Here is a 19,193-nt window from a genome sequence, read left to right as displayed (position 1 = left end):
TAATTTTTAGTTGAATATATATGGAACACTCATATTAAATAAAGGAATTTTTACATGGAAAATCTGCGAATTGCTAAAATTAACAAATGTAAAATAGCCTTGCATGCTTCCTATAAATCCTAAAATATAAGCACCTGATGTGTATTGAAAGGTTTCATTGGGATTTACGATTGGTTTTTTTCCAATTACCCCTTCCCCATCTACTGTTTCTACTCCGTTTAATGAATCTTTTATAACCCAACAACGTCGCAGAAGTTGCACTACATCGTTTCCTTGATTTTGAATACTTATTTCGTAATTAAAAAAATTCACAAGATTGTTTAAATGCAAACTTTGTTTTACATATTTTACTTTAACGATAATTTTTATTCCTCTTGTGATTTTTGAAACCATTTTTTAGAAATTTATTCAAAATTACAAATAAATTTTTAATTGGTAATAAGTTTGCTGTCTGCTTTTCCTAAACCAATAATGCGATCGTATGGGTCGCTTTCGGTTTTGTAGTAAACCAATGTGTGGTATTGATTTTCTGTTTCAAAGAAATTACCATCGGGGTTTAGTTCTTCCAAAACTTTTCCGTTTGTTGTTGTTACCACATATTTGTAATTTGTAAATCCTTGTTTTAAAAGCAATGCCGTTTTATATGCTTTTTCGCTTTCGTTGAATTTTAATTCGGAATCGACATTTATTTGATAATCGTTAAACATGCCCACGATGTGCAATTCTTGTGAGTCAGGTAACTGTTCTAATTTATAAGTAAAATACACCCAGGCATAATCTGCTTCGGTGATATTGTTTTGTCTTAAAGCATTTCTGGTTTTAAAACCACCGTTTATATCTTGATAAAAAGTGTAGAAGTTGCTATTTTTTAAAGGAAATTTAGGTCGAAGATAAACCTGAAATAGATCGGTTCGTGTGATTCGTTCTACATTGTTGTTCACTTGCCGAATGTCGCTATCATCAAAAAACAAATATTCATTTCCAGCCCAAAAATTAGTTTCTTGGTCGTATTGATATTGAAATTGATTTCCAATCATGTATTGCGGTTGCAGATTGGTTAAGGCGTTAAACCATTGTCCATTTTGCAAAATCACTATTTGCACATTTTTTTTAGGATTTTGCAATTGCATTTCACCAAAATCAATAGTTAGATATACGTTTTGCTTGGCAGGAGCAACATCCAAATTACGTGTTTTTTTAATTTCCATTGCTACTGTTGTTAAGTCTTCATACAAAACAAATCGGCGTTCAATAATTTTTTCGTTGGCATCATTGTAAATTTCCAACATATAATTCCCAGATAGTAAAATTTTGGTATCCCGATTTGGAAACCGCACCGAATAATGAACAAAAGGTTGTAAAGTGTTAAACGATGTTTGATACGACGCAATCCGCAACGGTTGAATACCTCTGATGTACTGAGTTACTTTAAGGTTTGATGGTTTCCAATCTCGTGTATAATGCACAATTTTGTAGTAATAATCAGCTTCAATACCAGTTAAATCATCAAAAGAAAAAACAAAAGATTCATTCAATCTAAAAATGGGAATTAACGACTCGTTTCCTTGATGAAACGAAACCGATTTTATATAGTAAGGGTCAGCGATAGCATAGCTTGTTGTTGTTAAAATGAAGAATAAAAAGAAGAGTATATTTTTTTTCATACCATCAATTTTAGGTGATTGTTGTAAAGATACTAATCATTTACAAATCATGGGTTTAATTTTTTTTAATATTTTTTACGAACACTCGATTAAATTGTTTTATTTTGCAGTTAAATTTAAATAAAATATTTATTATGAAAAAAATCGTTTTATCATTAGCAGTTATTGGTGGATTAGTTTTCACATCTTGTAAAAAAGATGCCGCACAAGAAAACTTAGACAACAAATTAGATTCAATTACAGAACAAGCAAAAGACACCTTGAATGAAATTAAAGAAGAAGTTGCTGAAACAGTTGAATCTTTAGAATCAAAAATCAAGGAAGCGGAAGAAGAATTGAAAAAAGCTGTTACAGTAGAAGAAAAACAAGCAGCTACTAAAAAATTAAATGATGCAAAAGCTGCATTAGCTACTTTAAAAGGAGAAGCAATTTCTACAGCAGAAGAAGTAAAACAAGAAGCAACTGCTGCTGCTAATAAAGCTGGAGCTGCTGCTAAAAATACTGTAAAAAATGCAGAAAAAAAAGTAGAAAAAGCTAAAGAAGAAATTAAAACGAAAACAATTACAGTTAAGGATGGTGCTATTAAAAAAGCAGAAAACAAAGCTGTATTGACTAGCGATGATTTAAAAACCAGATAATAGGACGTTTCAACGAAAAAAATTGGACTGCTTCAAAATATAATTTTGGGGCAGTTTTTTTTATCAAATAAAAACACTTTAAATTTATCTAATAATTTTATTAAGCACTACTAAATAAAAAAAGTTGAGTTAGAAAATTATTCTAACCCAACCTTAACTTCAATATCTTTATTTAATTAAAGACTCTTAATTATTTAACAGTAATCGTATTGCTTAAGACAGAAAGTTTCCCAGCATTCATAGAGTTTCTAGATGAAACAAAATTAGCAACACCTTTTGCAGCTGATTTTCCTGAACTATTAACTCGAGGTGTTTTTCCATCGAAAGTTAAAGAAAATGGATTTCCGTTGATATTTCCAGAAGAAGCAGAATATGTTCCTACGAAAAATGGATCAGCAAAAGGAGCGTTAAAGTTAATAACTACATTTTCGTTAGATTGTCCAGCTAATGTAGTACCTTCAAAAACACCTGTAACTGTACCCGTTGTGTTTGTAGTTGTAGGCTCTTCATAAGTGTATTGATCACCACCAGCAGGAGTTGCAGGAGTAGTAAATCTAGCAATTGCAGTTGTGTTTCCTGAAACTGACTCTATTTGCCAGCTAGCAATTACTGCGGTTTGTGTGTTATCTTTGTAAAATAAGCCTCTAAAAACAACAACACTATTGTCAATGTCATACGTAGTTCCATTGTATGTAAAAGTACCTGTTCCTTCAGAAGGTACCACAACAGCTTCTTGAACATTAACTACAACTTCATTACTCATCTTGTCATTATACATAGCACTAAGAGTAACTTCACCAGCAGGCCCATTGATAACGAATGATCCATCTTCTGATTCGATATCTGTTTCTTCTCCATTAGCATATAGAATAGCACCTGTAATTGGTGTGCCGTCAGCTTCTTGAATACTTAATTCAAATGCTTCACCTGCATAAACATCAGCAGGATCAGTTACCAAAGCTAACTTAATATCCTGTGCAACAGGCGTTACTGGTGTAGAATCATCACCTCCACAAGATGTTACTGTTAATGAACCCGCAGCAACAAAAGCAATTGTTGCTAAAGATAAAAATACTTTTTTCATAATAGATTTATATTATTTTATTGTTAATTTATAAGTGCTAATTTAGGTATTATTTTTTAATAAACAATACTCAAAGCAAAAAAAATGCAATTTAACACAAATGAACTACTGCTGATAGCTTAAAAATTGCAGAAAATACTGTACATTTGAAATTCAAAACCTTATAATAACAAACCTTTTATATTAAATATGAACGAGCATTTTGAAACCAATCCGTTACTTGATCGTTTACCAAAGCATCTAAAACAATTTATAAAACCACAAAACTACGAAGATTATACCCCTATAAACCAAGCTGTATGGCGCTATGTAATGCGCAAAAATGTAGATTATCTTTCTAAAGTTGCTCATTCTTCGTATTTAGAAGGTTTAAAAAAAACAGGTATTTCTATTGAAAGCATCCCAAGCATGTATGGTATGAACCGTATTTTAAAGGAAATTGGCTGGGCTGCAGTGGCGGTAGATGGTTTTATTCCGCCAAACGCTTTTATGGAGTTTCAGGCTTATAACGTTTTAGTTATTGCTTCTGACATTCGTCAACTTGAAAACATTGAATATACACCCGCTCCTGATATCATTCATGAAGGCGCAGGGCACGCACCTATTATTGCAAATCCGGAATATGCAGAATATTTAAGACGATTTGGCGAAATTGGTTGCAAAGCTATTTCATCTGCCCACGATTATGAAATTTATGAAGCCATACGCGAATTATCTATTTTAGAAGAAGCAGAAGGCACGCCTGAAAGTGAATTGAAACGCATTCGCAACAAAGTAGATGAATTGCAAGCCAAAGCCACCGAGCCATCTGAAATGGCTTTGATTCGCAATTTGCATTGGTGGACCGTGGAATATGGTTTAATTGGAACTGTTGAAAATCCAAAGATATATGGTGCCGGATTATTGTCATCAATCGGCGAAAGCGAATGGTGTATGACAGATAAGGTAACAAAAATACCTTATAGTATTGATGCTGCTTATCAAGGTTTTGATATTACCAAGCCACAACCTCAACTTTATGTGACTAAAGATTTTGCGGAATTGAGTATGGTTTTAGAAGAATTTGCCAATAAAATGGCTTTGAGAACCGGAGGTTTAAGTGGTGTTGAAAAATTGATCCATTCTAAAGCTTTGGGAACTATTGAACTTTCAACTGGTTTGCAAATTTCGGGTGTTTTTACTAATGTGATTGAGCACGATGGTAAACCTGTTTATATTCAAACAACAGGGAAAACAGCCTTGGCTTATCGAGAAAAAGAATTGGTAAACCATGGAACAGCTTATCACTCCGAAGGTTTTGGTAGCCCTATTGGTCGTTTAAAACATATCAATTTAACAATTGAAGATATGGGGCCACGCGATTTGCAAGCATACAATATATATGAAGGAAATTATGTGGAATTAGAGTTTGAAGGCGATATTAAGGTAGCCGGTGAAATTATTACAGGTTCTCGAAATCTGCGCGGTGAAATCATTTTAATAAGTTTTAAAAATTGTACCGTTACTCATAATGAAACTGTGTTGTTTCAACCTGAATGGGGTACTTATGATATGGCGGTGGGCAAAAAAATTGTTTCTGCCTTTTCCGGTCCGGCTGATGTAAACAGTTTTGATATGATAACGCATGTACCAACCACTCAAACCATTAAATCGAAAAAAACCAATGAACGAGCAGCTTTAGAAAGTTTGTATCAAAAAGTGAGAAGTCATCGGGAACAACACTCATCTGAAAATTTGGAAGCTATTTTAAATGATTTAATCCATGAACATCCACAAGATTGGTTGCTTACTCTTGAGATAGTTGAACTATCCAAACAGCAAAGCCCAACACTTCATGACCGTGCTTTAGAACATTTGTTGCAAGTAAAAGCAAACAGACCCGAAGTGGCTCATTTAATTGCAAACGGATTGAATTTATTGTAATATTTTATTAAAAGACTCTAGTAAAAAAGAGTCTTTTTTTGTATTTTAACACTTTGTTATCACTTTCTAATTTTATTTTTAGAGAAATGTTTCTATTTTTGAGAAATTTAAAATACTACAAATGAACTTAAAAAAACTTACTTTAGGTCTTTTGATCTTACCTGCATCAATTTGGGCACAAGTTGTAGATTTAAACCAAAAACTACCAACAGACCCTGATGTACGTATTGGAAAATTAGACAACGGATTAACGTATTACATCCGTAAAAATGGAAAACCAGAAAAAAAAGTAGATTTACGTTTGGTTTTAAACGCTGGATCAATCTTAGAAACCGACAAGCAAGTTGGTTTGGCGCACTTTATGGAACACATGGTTTTTAACGGAACCAAAACGTTTCCTAAAAATGAATTAATCAGCTACCTTCAAAGCATTGGTGTGAAGTTTGGACAACACTTAAATGCCTACACTAGTTTTGATGAAACGGTATATTTCTTGCCAATTCCTTCAGATGATCCTGTGAAATTGGATAAGGGTTTCCAGATTTTAGAAGATTGGGCATTTAATGCCAATTTAGATGGAAAAGATATTGATGATGAGCGTGGTGTGGTTATTGAAGAATACCGTACGCGTTTAGGAGCGAATGAGCGCATGATGAAGAATTATTTGCCAAAAATGCTTTACAATTCAATGTATGCGAAACGTTTGCCAATTGGTACAAAAGAAAACTTAGAAACATTTAAACACGAAGAAATTCGTCAGTTTTATAAAGATTGGTACCGCCCCAATTTAATGGCTGTTATTGTGGTTGGAGATATTAATGTTGATGAAATGGAAGCTAAAATTAAAAGCCATTTCGGAAAATACAAAAACCCTGCAAATCCAAAAGAACGCAAATCATTTGATATTCCAAATCACAAGGAAACCTTTATATCTGTAAACACTGATAAAGAAGCCACCTCTTCAAACGTACAAATTTTTTATAAGGACAACGAAAAGGCAAAACCTTCAACAACGGTTGGCGATTATAAAAAAGATTTAATCGAAGGATTGTTTTCACAAATGCTAAACGCGCGTTTAGAAGAATACACCAACGATGCAAATCCACCATTTGTTTATGGATACAGCTTTCACGGCAGCATGTATGGGCGCGAAAAAGAAGCTTTTCAGTCAATGGCTATGACAGGCGAAGACAAACAATTAGAAGCTTTACGCGTTTTGGCTATAGAAAACGAACGTGCAAAAAGATTCGGTTTTACTCAGTCTGAATTAGAGCGTGCAAAAACAGAATATTTAGCGTTTTATGAAAAAGCATTTAACGATAAAGATAAAAACAATTCATCTGCTTACCTTGGCCAGTATCAAGGAAACTTTTTAGAAGGTGAAGCAATACCATCAATCGATTATGAATACAACTTGGTGAAAGATTTGTTGCCAACTATCTCATTGAAAGATGTAAACAACGTTATTCAATCATACATCAAAGAAGAAAACCGTGTGATTATCTTAACCGGACCTGAAAAAGAAGGATTAAAAACACCTACCGAAAAAGATGTATTGGCTGCTTTAGATGTATCAAAAGTTGAAATTACGCCTTATGAAGATGCAGTAGTTGCAGAATCATTAATTCGCAAAGAAATCAAACCAGGTAAGGTTACTAATACAACTAAAAATGATAAGTTGGGTACTACTACTTTAACGCTATCAAACGGTGCAAAAGTTACCTACAAAAAAACCGATTTTAAAAATGATGAAATTGTGTTTGGTGCAAGAAGTTTTGGTGGTTTTAACTTGATAGACAACGAAACCTATAAAAAAATACAACACGCATCAGGTTCTGTTCCACAAGCAGGTATTGCAGGTATGGATCAAAATGCTTTGGCTAAATTCAATACAGGTAAATTGTATCGTGTATCACCTTATGTGGGTGGCATCACTGAAGGTTTCTCTGGAAATGCAACACCAAAAGATTTAGAGTTTTTATTCCAATCGGTACACGCATATTTCACTGATTTGAATTACGATGAAAAAGCGTTTGAATCTGAAAAAAACAAAACAAAATCTTATTTAGCAAACATTATGGCGATGCCGGAAGTATTCTTCCAAATAGAGCTTTCAGATTTTATGTATGGCCACAATGCGCGTTACTCGTCACCAATTCCTACAGAAAAAGATTGGGACAACACCGATTATAAAAAAGCTTACGAATTGTATAAAGAGCGTTTTGCAGATGCAAGCGACTTTGAATTTTTCTTTGTTGGAAATGTTACCGATGAGCAAATGAAATCGATGTCGGAAAAATATATTGCTTCATTACCTGCTTTAAATCGCAAAGAAACACCTAAAGATACAGGTTTCCGCGCAAAAACAGGAATCCACAAAAAAGAAGTATTTAAAGGAACAGACGACAAAGCTTCGGTTCGCATTTCTTACGGTGGCGAAACTACTTATTCACAAAAAGAAAACCTAGCAATGCAAGCTTTAGGCGAAATTTTAACGATTAAATTGATCGAAGAATTACGCGAAAAAGAAGGCGGTGTGTATGGTGCTGGTGCACGTGGTAGCTTAAGCAAATTGCCTTATGGTTCTTACGATTTCTCTATTTCGTACCCAACCAATCCAAAAGATGCTGATAAATTAATTGAATTGACTTTGAAAGAAGTTGAAAAAATTCAGCAAAACGGACCAGATGCAAAGGATTTAGATAAATTCAAAGAAGGTGAAATGACCGATTACACGAAATCTTTGAAAGAAAACAAATATTGGTTAGGCGTTTTAACAAATGCATTCTCTGAGCAAGAAAACCCAGAAAAAGCTTTAGATTTTGAAAAGAACTTAAAAGCTTTAACGGTGAAAGATGTTCAAGAAGTAGCTAAAAAATACTTAACTAAAAACCGTGTAATAGCTGTTTTAAAACCAGAAACTGCTAAAAAATAGTTTTTTAAATTGAATGGTATAAAAAACTCCGATTGAAATTTCAATCGGAGTTTTTTTTTATAACGTGGATTCATGCATCTTAAAAAATGCATTATTAGGTATTAGTTTTTCTAATCTATCAATGTTTTTAATTTTTAAATCATTGCTAAATGCATCAATATGTTTGCTGTGATGCACATCGCTTCCCACAAAATCGTACATATTTTCTTTTAATAAATAATCGGCTACTTCAGTAATTCCGCTGCCATAATATCCTGTGCTACTCAGTAAATTCATTTGAAACAAACATCCCGCACTTTTTAACTTTTTAAAACTTGCATAATCTCTTTTATAGAAATTATAGCGTTCTGGATGTGCCAAAATGGGTTGGTAATTCTGTGATTGAAGTTCCATTATTATTTCGTATAACTGAATAGGCGGATTTATATAAGACATTTCAACCAACACATAATTGTCTTTTAAACATAATAAACGCTCATTTTCTAATCGTTTTAAAAAAGAATCATCCATTAAATATTCAGATGCTACTCTGAATTGTGCAGTTGAAAAACCCAATTCGCTTTTCACTTTTTCATATTGCTGTGTAATGCCTTCTTTAGTGTTCTCCCAAACCAAAGGTGTGGTGTGAGGTGTGGTTATAAATTGCTCAAAACCAAACGACTTTAAGTTTTCAATTAATTTTTTTGTATCGTTTAACGATTTGCTTCCGTCGTCTAAACCATATAATAAATGTGAATGTATATCCATAAATGCATCGGGCATTATTTCTTTAAGTGCTTTCTTCTTTTTTAAAAAACTAAACATTGGTTACTTTTAACTTTGGTAATATCTTTCTCATTCTCAAAAATAGTGCCACAATATAGACCAAATGCAGTGTTATCAAGGGTGCAGCAACCTGTATTAATTCTAGTCCCATAAAAATCAGCCCTATAACGGTTAAAGCTATTGCGACAAATAGCATTTTTATGCTACGAAATAGAAGTGCAAGAAAAAATAATGGATTGTAGAAAAAAATCCACACATTTAAAAATAATTCTTCGTGTTGGCTGTAAAGGCTTATTGCTAAAAAAAACAGGCTAAAAACGGCTGTGACTAGAAAATAGATTTTTTGAGCACTGTGTTTAAAAGCAAACAACGCAACTAAAAGTACAATGCCCCACAATGTGTAAACCGAATTCAGTGAAATTCCTTTTTGCTCTATTTTTTTTGCATACAGTACCTTTTCTTTTTGTACAATTTCTTGATTATATTGAAGGGCATCTTGCAGCTTTACTGGCAAAAAGATCAACTTATTTTGCTGGTTAGTTGGGTATCCAAATAGCAGGTTAATGCCTAATTTTTCAAAATAATGCGCATTTAAACCTTCATTCAAAATAAATCGATAGGAATGATTATTAGCCGGAAAGTTTGCATTCAAAGGTTTTTGGGTGGCATTATTGATCACATCAACCACCTTTGTGGTACAATTGTTTTTAATAAAACCGTAGGTGTAATAACGCTTTGGACCTTTTAACTGACTGTTGATATCGTTCCAAATTGCCATTTTTTGGTTGTATGACAAATGAAGTTCTTGCTCTATAACCTGTCGGTTGTCTAAAGTGTAGCTGTTAAAAAAGTCACTGAAAGAAGACACATCAAGGTAATAAAGCAAATTGCCTTTTACAAATTTGCTGTAGAAATTGGGTGTTCTAAAATCGAACATTCCCCAATTGTAAACCACATCCAAATTTTGATTAAAATCTTTTACTCGCAACGCCGTGTGCCCAAAAAGGGTGTACATTTCATCGCCTGTTCCGCATGTTAAAACGCTAATTTCTGCTTGCTCTGTTAAATAAGAAGGTTGTGATTGGGTGTATAAAAATGAAAAACAACAAATAATACATAACATTTGTTGTTTAAACGTGTGAATGAAATTAGTCATTTGATTTTGAAAAAATACCTAAATCTAGTTTTAGTGAAAAGATGTTTGAATACAGCGATGCACTTTGGTCACCGATGTCGGTCAATGCGTAATCTACCTGAATTCCTTTATATTTGAACCCTAAACCAATGTTGGGTTGAAAGGTTACTTTTTCAGAATTATCAATTTGTAATTCGTTTTGGAAATTACCCACACCGGCACGCACAAACACCATTCGATCATACCCAAATTCAAACCCGGCAGAAGGTTGAATACTGAAAGCTGAAGTGGAAATTAAAGCATTTGTTTCGTAAAATTCCGTATGCAAAACTGCAGCTGTTGTAAGGTTAAATTTTTCTGATAATGCAAAATCTCTTGCCACACCAAGTTGTAGTTTTGGCAACGTTAGTTCGGTAGTTTCAGGGAGTGTTTGATTTTGACCTTCCACAGCTCCTCTAATTTTTTCAAATTCGGCTTCATTGATATTCCAAACGTTGTAAGTGGTAGTGATATCGCGAGCCATTAATCCAAATTTCCATTTTTCGGTATGGTATTGCAGTCCCACGTCTAAGCCAAAACCCCATGATTTTGCAAAATCGCCAATCACTCGGCGCACAATTTTTGCATTGGTACCTAAAGATAAACCTTCTACCGATAATTTACGGGCATATGAAACATTAAAAGCATAATCAGCAGCAGAGAAAAGCGAAATTCTATTGTAATCAATGTTTCCGTTTTGATCGATTAATTCAGTAGTATTCATAATGTCATCTACCCCGAAGCGAATGGCAGAAAAAGCCAAAGCGCTTTTTTCATCGATAGGCATTGCGAAAGCTGCATAATCATACTGGGCAATATTGGCAAAATAACTGGCATGCATTAAACTGATTTGTTTGTCTTGCAAATGTACCAATCCTGCCGGATTCCAATAACCCGAATTCACATCGCCGGTTTGTGCAATCACACTGTTTGCCATACCAAATGATGCGGCATCAACCCCAATATTTAAAAATTCATTAGAGTATTTTCGTGCAGTTTGTGCCTGCATAAAAGCCGAACCAAAAAGTAAAGGCAATATATATAAAGCTTTTTTCACTTAGATAATTTTTACAAATATTACAAAATTTTACAATATATAAACTCTAAAAACTTAGAAGTTATTGTGTATTTTTGTTTAATAAATAAAAATATAAAATTCATGGCAATAAAAAAACACATTCCCAATGCAATTACACTTTTAAATTTACTTTCAGGATTAATTGCCTTAATTTATGCTTTTGATGACAATTTGCAAATGGCTTTTTTCTGGGTTTGTTTAGGAATTTTCTTTGATTTTTGGGATGGATTTGCTGCTAGAGTTTTAAAAGTTGCAAGTCCGTTGGGCGTGCAATTAGATTCGTTGGCAGATATGGTTACATCGGGAGTGGTGCCGGGAGTGGTGATGTATCAAATGTTGGCACACATACAGCAAAACAATGCTGCTTATATGGTGACCAATGACACATTTTATATGAAATTGGTACCTTTTATTGGCTTTGTAATTACATTAGGAGCATGTATGCGTTTAGCAAAATTTAATATTGATGTTCGCCAAACAAATAGTTTTATTGGCTTGCCAACCCCCGCAAATGCTTTGTTTATACTAAGTATTCCGCTTATTTTGAACACCACAATCAGTGATTTTGTATTTAATTTTTTCAGCAATCCGTATGTTTTGGTAGTAATCAGTTTTTTGAGTGCTTTTATAATGAATGCAGAGTTGCCTTTGTTTTCACTCAAAACAAAAAACAAAAATTTAAGCGATAATAAACTCACTTTTTTATTCTTAGGAATTTGTGCATTACTGCTATTGTTCTTCCGTTTTGAAGCTATTCCGTTAATTATTGTTTTTTATATTATACTTTCAGTGATTTTGAATAAAACGAAGAAAGTATCAATATAAAATACGCAAAGAATACTGTTAAAAAACTGAAACCCTACTGCAATTAGTAGGGTTTTTTATTAAAACATTTTTAAGATTTTATTTTTGTTGAAAATATACTTCTTCATACGGCTGAATTAGGACCCAACCTTCGCCCTGAAACATCATCTGAAATTCTTCTCCGCTACCTCGACCAAGCAAACTTTTAAAGGATACATTTGTTTTTAGTTCAGGTTTTAAATTACCAGCCCATGCCACGGTTGCATTTGGATCTGTAAAAACAGGTTCGCCGGGTTTCACTAATAATGTAAGAGGATCTCCATGGGTGGTGATTGCCACATGCCCTGTACCGGTTAATCGCACTTGGAACAAACCGCCAGACATCATTCCAGCAATACTCTTTAACATTGTTATTTCATTTTTAATGGATTGATCATGTGCTAAAATATCATTTCCATTTACACAAATCGATTCATTATGTAATTGTAATATTTGTACTTTTTTTCCAGAATCGGCAACATATAAACGTCCGGTTCCGCTTGCTTTCATCAGTTTAGCACCTTCCCCAGTTAAGGTTTTCTTTAATAAATTACCCAGTCCGCCAGATAGCATACCTTCACGTTCAAACTTGATATTACCAACATACCCCACCATACTTCCGTTTTTGGTCCAAACAGCCTGGTTGTTTAAATTAATTTCTAGCATTTGAGGTTTTTCCAACTCAAAATAATCGTGTTCTTTTTCGTTTTGTCTGGTTTTTTCTACAAACGAAGCAAGCGTGTATTCTCCCATAATTTCTAAATTTTATTTGTACAATAAATATAATAAAAAAAATGTGTTAAACAATGAAGATTGACTTCTCTGAAAGATTTTGTAATAGAAAATTCATTTAAAAGTTGAAACACACACATAGCAATGGACAATTAAAGTTTTTATTGTGATTAGTTCAGACATTATTGCGCATTCCCTAAACCAAAAACAGCACCTTCAGGATCTTCAACAATTACATAATTATAAGTTCCGTCTTTCTTTTTGCTTTCTTGGATGAGCTTTCCGCCTAAGCTTAATGCTTTTTTTAAACTTTCTTCTACATTTTCTACATTAATATACATTACCCATTGAGGTGGAATTTTTTTATTAACGCCTCTTTGATGGCAAATGCCACCTCCAGGTGTTTCATTGTCAATCATCATGGCGTAATCAACATAGCTGTCGCCTTGATCATCCATTGTAATTTCTTGTACTTGCCAACCTGTAACCTCTTTATAAAAATCTTTTAAGATGTTGGCATTTGGCACAGTTAAATCACTCCAAAAAAACTGACCTATTTTGTATTTAGAATCTCTCATAATTAATTGTTTTCTACATGTTTTTTAAAACTATTCAATATGGCTTGCCAACCTGCCTTTTGCAATTCTTCCGAATTTTGATTTTCGGCGTCAAAGGTTTCTGTAACAAGCACTTGGTTGGTTGTTTCTTGAAAGGAAATTTCAACCATTCTACCATCTAACAAGTGATATTTAATCAACTCATTGGGAATTATGGTGTCATAAATTGCTTCATAATCAAAAGAACTGCTTCCATCTTTGGCAGCCATGGTACTTTTTAACGTTCCACCTACTTTTAAATCATTTGATGCATTCATGCAATGCCAATCGGCTGATGCTTGGTTCCATTGCTCTATATCTTTTGGATTGTTTAGTTGATTCCAAACTTTATCAATAGAGCTGTTTATGATAACTGATACGGTTATTTTTGCCATTTGTTTATTTTATGATTTTTATCAAATGTAATAAATTACTTAATTTAAAATGATTTTATATTGGTTTTAAAACTCAATTTTTACATTTTTTTTACAAAAAGCCATTTTAAGATGTGTAACTTTAGGTTGCTAATTGAAAAAATAAATGTATATGAACACAGTAAGAATATCCCCGGCTTTAGAAAAAGCATTAAACGATCAAGTGACATTGGAAGCCTATTCCGCGCAAATGTATTTAATGTTGGCGTGTTGGGCCGATGAAAATCAGCTTGATGGAGTAAAAGATTTTATGATGAAGCATTCTCAGGAAGAGCGTATTCACATGGCTAAGATTATTGAATATATTCAAGAGCGTGGTGGAACCGTAACTATTGATGCCATCGCAAAACCTGAACCTAAACCGCAAAATGTTTTAGAATGCTTTGAAAGTGTATTGAAACAAGAAATTGAAAACACCACAGCGATTTATAAATTGGTTAAAATGAGCATGGATGAAGAGGATTGGGCTTCGTGGAATTTCATGCAATGGTTGGTAGCTGAACAACGCGAAGAAGAGAAATTGGCGTTGGATTTATTAGATAAAGTGAAACTTGCAGGCGGAGAAAACATGAGCAATACTGCCAAGTTTGAGTTGAACAAGGCTATTGGAAACACCCAACAAGATTTTCCTATTGCAGATGATGTAAATCCTTTGCAGTAAGATTAAGAAGATAAAAAAAACAGAGCCGTTAAGCTCTGTTTTTTCTTTGTGTTAATTTGCGTTTTTACGGTTGTCATTTGAATCGCGATCGATTAACTTGTTGTAAGGGTCAACGCCTACTTCAACTGGCTTTTTATCAACAATGATGCGTACTTTGTTATTTATTTTATTGATTAAGTACTTTTTGTTGTAAAGCTCATTTTCGTATTCGTGGTTGCCCTTCAAGGTTTTTTCGCCAAAAACACCCACTTCGATATAATCATTTAAAGGATACGATTTAATTTCTTTATCGCCCTCTTTTCCTACTAAAGTATTTCCTTTAGCATCGGTATAAATTTGTGTACCTTTTGGTGTTGTTCGATATTTTGATACAATAAACGAAATATCAACTTGATATTTGCCGTTTTTTAAAGGCGTTACTTCAACTTTATTCACCTTATTGTCATACAGCGTAATGGTTTCAAACATATCGGTAATTAAATACTGTAAATTTGCAGGTGTGTTCGCCTTCAAATGGTTCACAAATTCAATAGAATTGGTATAGGGCGCTTCTTGGAATTTCACTTTTGACACATATTCCTTTAATATATCATTGAAGCGTTTTTCTCCCAAATAATCACTCATGGCATACAATACCAACGATCCTTTGTTGTAATGAATATATTGCTGGTTTTCGTTGTACATTAACGGATTTTCTTCTTTCCATTCCCAAGTTCTTCCTTGTAAATAACTATCTAATGCTTCTTTTAAAAATTTGCGCATTTGGAATTTTCCGTATTCTTTCTCTAAAACTTTTAACGAACTGTATTCTGATAAAGATTCCGAAAGCAAAGTGGCTCCTTTCACATTGGCACCAATCACCTGATGCGCCCACCATTGATGTGCCATTTCGTGTGACACAACCGAGAACGGATAATCAACACCTTCGGGATCGTCTTCATCCACATTGGCAATAAATCCAATTGCTTCAGAAAAAGGCATGGTGTTCGCAAAAGCTTGTGCAAAAGTTCCCATGGTTTTTGGAAATTCAATAATACGCGCTTGTTTGTGCTGGTATTCGCCAAAATTTTCGCTGTAATAAGCCAACGATTTTTTTAAGGCATCCATCATACGGTCTAAATTGTATTCATGCCCTTTGTGATAGTAAATTTCCAGATTCAGGTTGTTCCATTTTTCTTTTTTAACTTCATATCTTGCAGAATTAAACGCATAGAAATTCAGCATTTTTTGATCCATTTTGTAATGAAAATAGTTTCTGCCGTCTTTCTGCCATTGTTTTTGAAGATATCCCGGAGCAATCGCCGTTTGATCGCCTGCAGTGCTCACAGTAGTTTCAAACGTAATCCAATCGGCTTCGTTTGAAATATACGTGTTTTGGCGTGCTTCCATATCATCGGTAGCAGCCATACGTTCGCGCGGAGGTAAATTGTATTTTTTTCGCACATCATTATCCTGAATTTCAACACCTTCATTGTATCCAAACGAAGGAAAAATACTGTTGTTGATAAATGTACCATTTTCAATAATCGGCGAGCGGTCTTTCAGCCAAGTGTTTGGTTGATTTTGTACAACCATTTCCACTTTTAAGGAATCGCCCGGATTTAATGGTTGATTCAATCGGTAAATATCAAAGTCCATCACGGTATCATTTTTCACCAATTGATAATCTTTGTTGAATTGTATCGATTGAAAGTTTTTACCGTAATTAATGAATAGCGAATCAATCACCTTGTTTGATTTATTCACCATTACATAGCGAACTACTGCTTTGTAGTTGCGTTCATTTGGAAAAATATCCATATCAACCTTTACATCAACAATGCGGGGTTGGGCATGTTTTTCGTATTTTTTATATTTTTTTTCAAAATCAACCCGTTGTTTTTCAATTTCTTGCGAAGTATAATAAGGTTCCAATTTTACTGCCTGATAATACAACGCATAGCTCAAAACAACAAATGCTAAAGTTGTAATTATTAACGGAACTGCAATTGGCATTTTAAAGCGTTTTACAAATAATTGCAAGCGTTCTTTTGCGGTTGATAATATTCCACGACGCCAAAAAAGCAAGGTTAATCCGTATAAAATAAAACCAAAAAGCAACCAATACAGCTTGTAGTAAAAATAATCACGTACAATTCCAAAACCATTCATGTCTGAATAACTGTAACCAGGATCTGAATTAAAATGGAATACCGATTGTTCAATTCCTAACTTCCTTAATCCCATTGGTAGAAACTGTACAATTATAAAGATTACGAAAAATCCTACAAAATAATTTCTAAAAAAGGATTGTATAAAAAGGGCTAAAAGAATTAATATTACATAATCAATCAATTGAAAACCAAAGAAATTGGCAATGTATTGCCCCAACTCGAAGTTGTAGTATCCTAAATAAGCTTGGATTAAAATGCCTGTTAAAATTCCAACTAAGAACACTACACAAACCATTCCTATTAAGGCTATGAATTTAGATAAAAGCAAACTCCAATTTGGAACTGCTGTGGAATCAATCAATAAATTCATTCGTGAAGACAATGCGTTGTTTAGTAAAATTCCTGCAAAAAGATAAATCAAAATGGATAAGAAAAAACCAATATTCCCACGTATCATTTCAATTATTTTCCAAGTAACAGGATAGGTGTTGGTGCCATACATTTCACCTAAATTCAGGCTAGATATGGCAATGAAAAGAACAGTGATGATCATTAAAATTATGAAAATCCAGTTTTTAACGATGCTTGAAAATTCAAATTTCGATAAGCGGAAAGCCGTTTTTAGGTTGGATGCAAACGAATAATTGTACGCTACTTTTGGAAGATTGATTTTAATAATACTGCCAAAGTTGTTTTTTATAACTCGTTCTGCTTTTCTTTTTTTGCCCAAAGTGATAGGTGCATGCGAGAAGCTAAATGAGAAATAAGTAACCGCCAATGCCAAAATACCAACCCCAATCCAAATTAAACGGTTGTAAATAATTACATCATCTAACGGAATTAGTAAAGTATTTTGCTCGTCAATTGTCCAATATTTTGTAACATAGCTCAGCGCTTGGTTTCCAAATGGTTCAAAAAGTGAAGCTACAAATTTATCATCAACTTTAGCTGTTAAGCTGCTTATGATGCTTGGAACAATCAACAAAATAATAACAAAAATAATCCCAATATATTGATTTCTAGTTAATGTGGTTAACATAAAAATTAGAGCTCCCATAAAGAAAATATTGGGCACTATAAACACTAAATAGCTTTGAAAATATGCCAATAGATTAACCGGTCCTAACAAATCAGGGTTTGCAAAAGGCAATGAAGTGGCTAGTAAAAAACCAAAACCAATAGAAAAGGTGATGATAAAAGTGATTAAAAAGCCACTTAAAAATTTACCCATTAAATATTGAAACTTATTAAAAGGATAAGCAAACAATAGCGTGTGGGTGTTGAATTTATAATCGCGATATACGGTGGAGCCAATTATCACCGGGATGATAAAGTTTATAAAAGTAGCAACTCCGCCCATAATACTATTTATGGCAATAGGTGAATTAACGTAGGTGTTGGAAGATGTGGTTACTGTAAACGCATCAAAATATCCCGAAGCACCAGCCATTAACCCAAACGATAGGGCAAAAAAGAGTATGAAATACAAATAAAACTGCCAGTTTTTAAACCAGCGTTTTGTTTCGAATTTAAAAATAGTTCCTAACATTAGATATCATTTTTTAATGAAACAAAATAAACGTCTTCTAAAATAGGTTGTGCTTCTATAAACGTTTCGTTGGGTTGCGCCTCGTTGTACACACGAATGTTCAGGGTGTTATCCGGATTAAAGTTTGATGAAAGAATGTTGTATTTTTGGTTGTATTCATCATATTCTGCACGATTGATAATACGCACCCAAATTTTACCTTTCAGCATTTCCTCTCCGCTTGTTGGTGTTCCTTCAAACAAAATTTTCCCACCGTTTAAAATGGCAATTTCGTTACATAATTCACGCACATCATCCACAATGTGTGTTGAAAAGATTACGGTGTGGTTGGCACCAATTTCGCGCAAAACATTTAAGAAACGGTGACGTTCAGCAGGATCCAATCCAGCAGTAGGTTCATCAACAATAATTAATTGCGGATTGTTTAAAAGCAGTTGCGCAATACCAAAACGCTGTTTCATACCACCCGAATAGCCGCTTACGCTTTTGTGGCGCACATCGTATAAATTGGTTAAAGTAAGCACCTCGTTAATGATTTTTTTACGTTCGGCTTTATTTGTAATACCTTTTAATTGGGCAAAATAATCTAACAATGTTTCTGCAGACATGTTTGGATACACACCAAATTCCTGCGGTAAATAACCTAAAACTTTGCGCAAGCTGTTTTTATCTTCCAAAACATTGATTTCGTTAAACATAATAGAACCCGATGTGGGGCTTTGTAAACTAGCAATGGTACGCATTAACGATGATTTACCAGCACCGTTTGGGCCAAGCAGACCAAACATACCTTTGCCAATTTCTAAATTAACATTATCTAACGCTTTAACGCCGTTTTTGTAGGTTTTGGTTAACCCCGAAATTTTTAGACTCATAACCTATTTTTTTATATTTTTTCTATGTGAAGTTTTTTAAGAATGAATTTTAATGTAAGTACAACTATTTACTTAAATGTTACAAAAAA

Annotated in this window: 16 protein-coding genes; 5 read left to right on the top strand and 11 right to left on the bottom strand. The window is 33.7% G+C overall.

Features of this window, described 5'->3' with window-relative positions:
* Positions 1-6 precede the first annotated feature (6 nt).
* Together apaG and MG290_RS12840 are read right to left on the bottom strand one after the other, a co-directional pair.
* Complete coding sequence (apaG, locus tag MG290_RS12845; protein ID WP_264561650.1) at positions 7-393, bottom strand: Co2+/Mg2+ efflux protein ApaG; 387 nt, start codon at positions 391-393, stop codon at positions 7-9.
* Between the two features lie 35 nt (positions 394-428).
* Positions 429-1,664: a type IX secretion system plug protein gene (locus tag MG290_RS12840; RefSeq protein WP_272585634.1), complete on the bottom strand. Its 1,236-nt coding sequence runs from the start codon at positions 1,662-1,664 to the stop codon at positions 429-431.
* Between the two features lie 134 nt (positions 1,665-1,798).
* On the opposite strand from MG290_RS12840, the gene MG290_RS12835 reads away from it, so the two are divergent.
* Positions 1,799-2,302, top strand: coding sequence for a hypothetical protein (locus MG290_RS12835; protein ID WP_257499481.1), 504 nt, complete (start codon positions 1,799-1,801; stop codon positions 2,300-2,302).
* 190 nt (positions 2,303-2,492) lie between these two features.
* Here MG290_RS12835 and MG290_RS12830 read toward each other — a convergent pair whose 3' ends face one another.
* Positions 2,493-3,386 (bottom strand): hypothetical protein, encoded by an 894-nt coding sequence (locus MG290_RS12830; protein ID WP_264561647.1) that lies wholly within the window; start codon positions 3,384-3,386, stop codon positions 2,493-2,495.
* A gap of 189 nt (positions 3,387-3,575) precedes the next feature.
* On the opposite strand from MG290_RS12830, the gene MG290_RS12825 reads away from it, so the two are divergent.
* On the top strand, positions 3,576-5,309 hold the full coding sequence (locus tag MG290_RS12825; RefSeq protein WP_264561646.1) for an aromatic amino acid hydroxylase: 1,734 nt from the start codon (positions 3,576-3,578) through the stop codon (positions 5,307-5,309).
* 121 nt (positions 5,310-5,430) lie between these two features.
* Positions 5,431-8,244, top strand: a complete 2,814-nt coding sequence (locus MG290_RS12820) for a M16 family metallopeptidase (RefSeq protein WP_264561645.1) — start codon at positions 5,431-5,433, stop codon at positions 8,242-8,244.
* Between the two features lie 57 nt (positions 8,245-8,301).
* On the opposite strand, the gene MG290_RS12815 is transcribed toward MG290_RS12820, so the two are convergent.
* The 3 genes from MG290_RS12815 to MG290_RS12805 are packed head-to-tail and all read right to left on the bottom strand — an operon-like array spanning position 8,302 to position 11,192.
* Positions 8,302-9,048 (bottom strand): tyrosine-protein phosphatase, encoded by a 747-nt coding sequence (locus tag MG290_RS12815; protein ID WP_264561644.1) that lies wholly within the window; start codon positions 9,046-9,048, stop codon positions 8,302-8,304.
* Positions 9,041-10,165 carry a lipoprotein N-acyltransferase Lnb domain-containing protein gene (locus tag MG290_RS12810; protein WP_264561643.1) on the bottom strand — a complete coding sequence of 375 codons (1,125 nt, stop codon included), beginning with the start codon at positions 10,163-10,165 and terminating at the stop codon, positions 9,041-9,043. The genes MG290_RS12815 and MG290_RS12810 overlap by 8 nt, the downstream gene beginning before the upstream one ends.
* The gene (locus tag MG290_RS12805) at positions 10,158-11,192 is read right to left on the bottom strand and encodes a PorV/PorQ family protein (RefSeq protein ID WP_413614626.1); all 1,035 of its coding nucleotides are present in this window, start codon (positions 11,190-11,192) and stop codon (positions 10,158-10,160) included. The genes MG290_RS12810 and MG290_RS12805 overlap by 8 nt, the downstream gene beginning before the upstream one ends.
* Positions 11,193-11,348: 156 nt before the next feature.
* On the opposite strand from MG290_RS12805, the gene MG290_RS12800 reads away from it, so the two are divergent.
* Positions 11,349-12,086 (top strand): CDP-alcohol phosphatidyltransferase family protein, encoded by a 738-nt coding sequence (locus MG290_RS12800; protein ID WP_264563211.1) that lies wholly within the window; start codon positions 11,349-11,351, stop codon positions 12,084-12,086.
* Positions 12,087-12,164: 78 nt separating this feature from the next.
* Here the strand turns inward: MG290_RS12800 and MG290_RS12795 are convergent, their stop codons facing one another.
* The 3 genes from MG290_RS12795 to MG290_RS12785 form a co-directional block, all read right to left on the bottom strand.
* On the bottom strand, positions 12,165-12,857 hold the full coding sequence (locus MG290_RS12795; protein ID WP_264561641.1) for an AIM24 family protein: 693 nt from the start codon (positions 12,855-12,857) through the stop codon (positions 12,165-12,167).
* A 161-nt stretch (positions 12,858-13,018) separates the two neighbouring features.
* On the bottom strand, positions 13,019-13,414 hold the full coding sequence (locus tag MG290_RS12790) for a VOC family protein (protein ID WP_264561640.1): 396 nt from the start codon (positions 13,412-13,414) through the stop codon (positions 13,019-13,021).
* Positions 13,415-13,416: 2 nt separating this feature from the next.
* On the bottom strand, positions 13,417-13,827 hold the full coding sequence (locus MG290_RS12785) for an SRPBCC domain-containing protein (RefSeq protein ID WP_257499470.1): 411 nt from the start codon (positions 13,825-13,827) through the stop codon (positions 13,417-13,419).
* A 151-nt stretch (positions 13,828-13,978) separates the two neighbouring features.
* Between MG290_RS12785 and MG290_RS12780 the strand changes: the two genes are divergently transcribed.
* Positions 13,979-14,527, top strand: coding sequence for a ferritin (locus MG290_RS12780; RefSeq protein ID WP_264561639.1), 549 nt, complete (start codon positions 13,979-13,981; stop codon positions 14,525-14,527).
* 51 nt (positions 14,528-14,578) lie between these two features.
* Here MG290_RS12780 and MG290_RS12775 read toward each other — a convergent pair whose 3' ends face one another.
* Both MG290_RS12775 and MG290_RS12770 read right to left on the bottom strand, forming a co-directional pair.
* Positions 14,579-18,229, bottom strand: coding sequence for an ABC transporter permease/M1 family aminopeptidase (locus MG290_RS12775; RefSeq protein WP_264561638.1), 3,651 nt, complete (start codon positions 18,227-18,229; stop codon positions 14,579-14,581).
* Positions 18,229-19,104, bottom strand: a complete 876-nt coding sequence (locus MG290_RS12770; protein WP_264561637.1) for an ABC transporter ATP-binding protein — start codon at positions 19,102-19,104, stop codon at positions 18,229-18,231. Before MG290_RS12770 ends, MG290_RS12775 begins: the two co-directional genes overlap by 1 nt.
* Positions 19,105-19,193: the final 89 nt, after the last annotated feature.

Source organism: Flavobacterium sp. CBA20B-1 (assembly GCF_028473145.1).
In the GTDB taxonomy this organism is placed as follows: domain Bacteria; phylum Bacteroidota; class Bacteroidia; order Flavobacteriales; family Flavobacteriaceae; genus Flavobacterium.
Note: the sequence above shows the minus strand (reverse complement) of the source record. Positions and strands in the feature narration are given on the sequence as shown.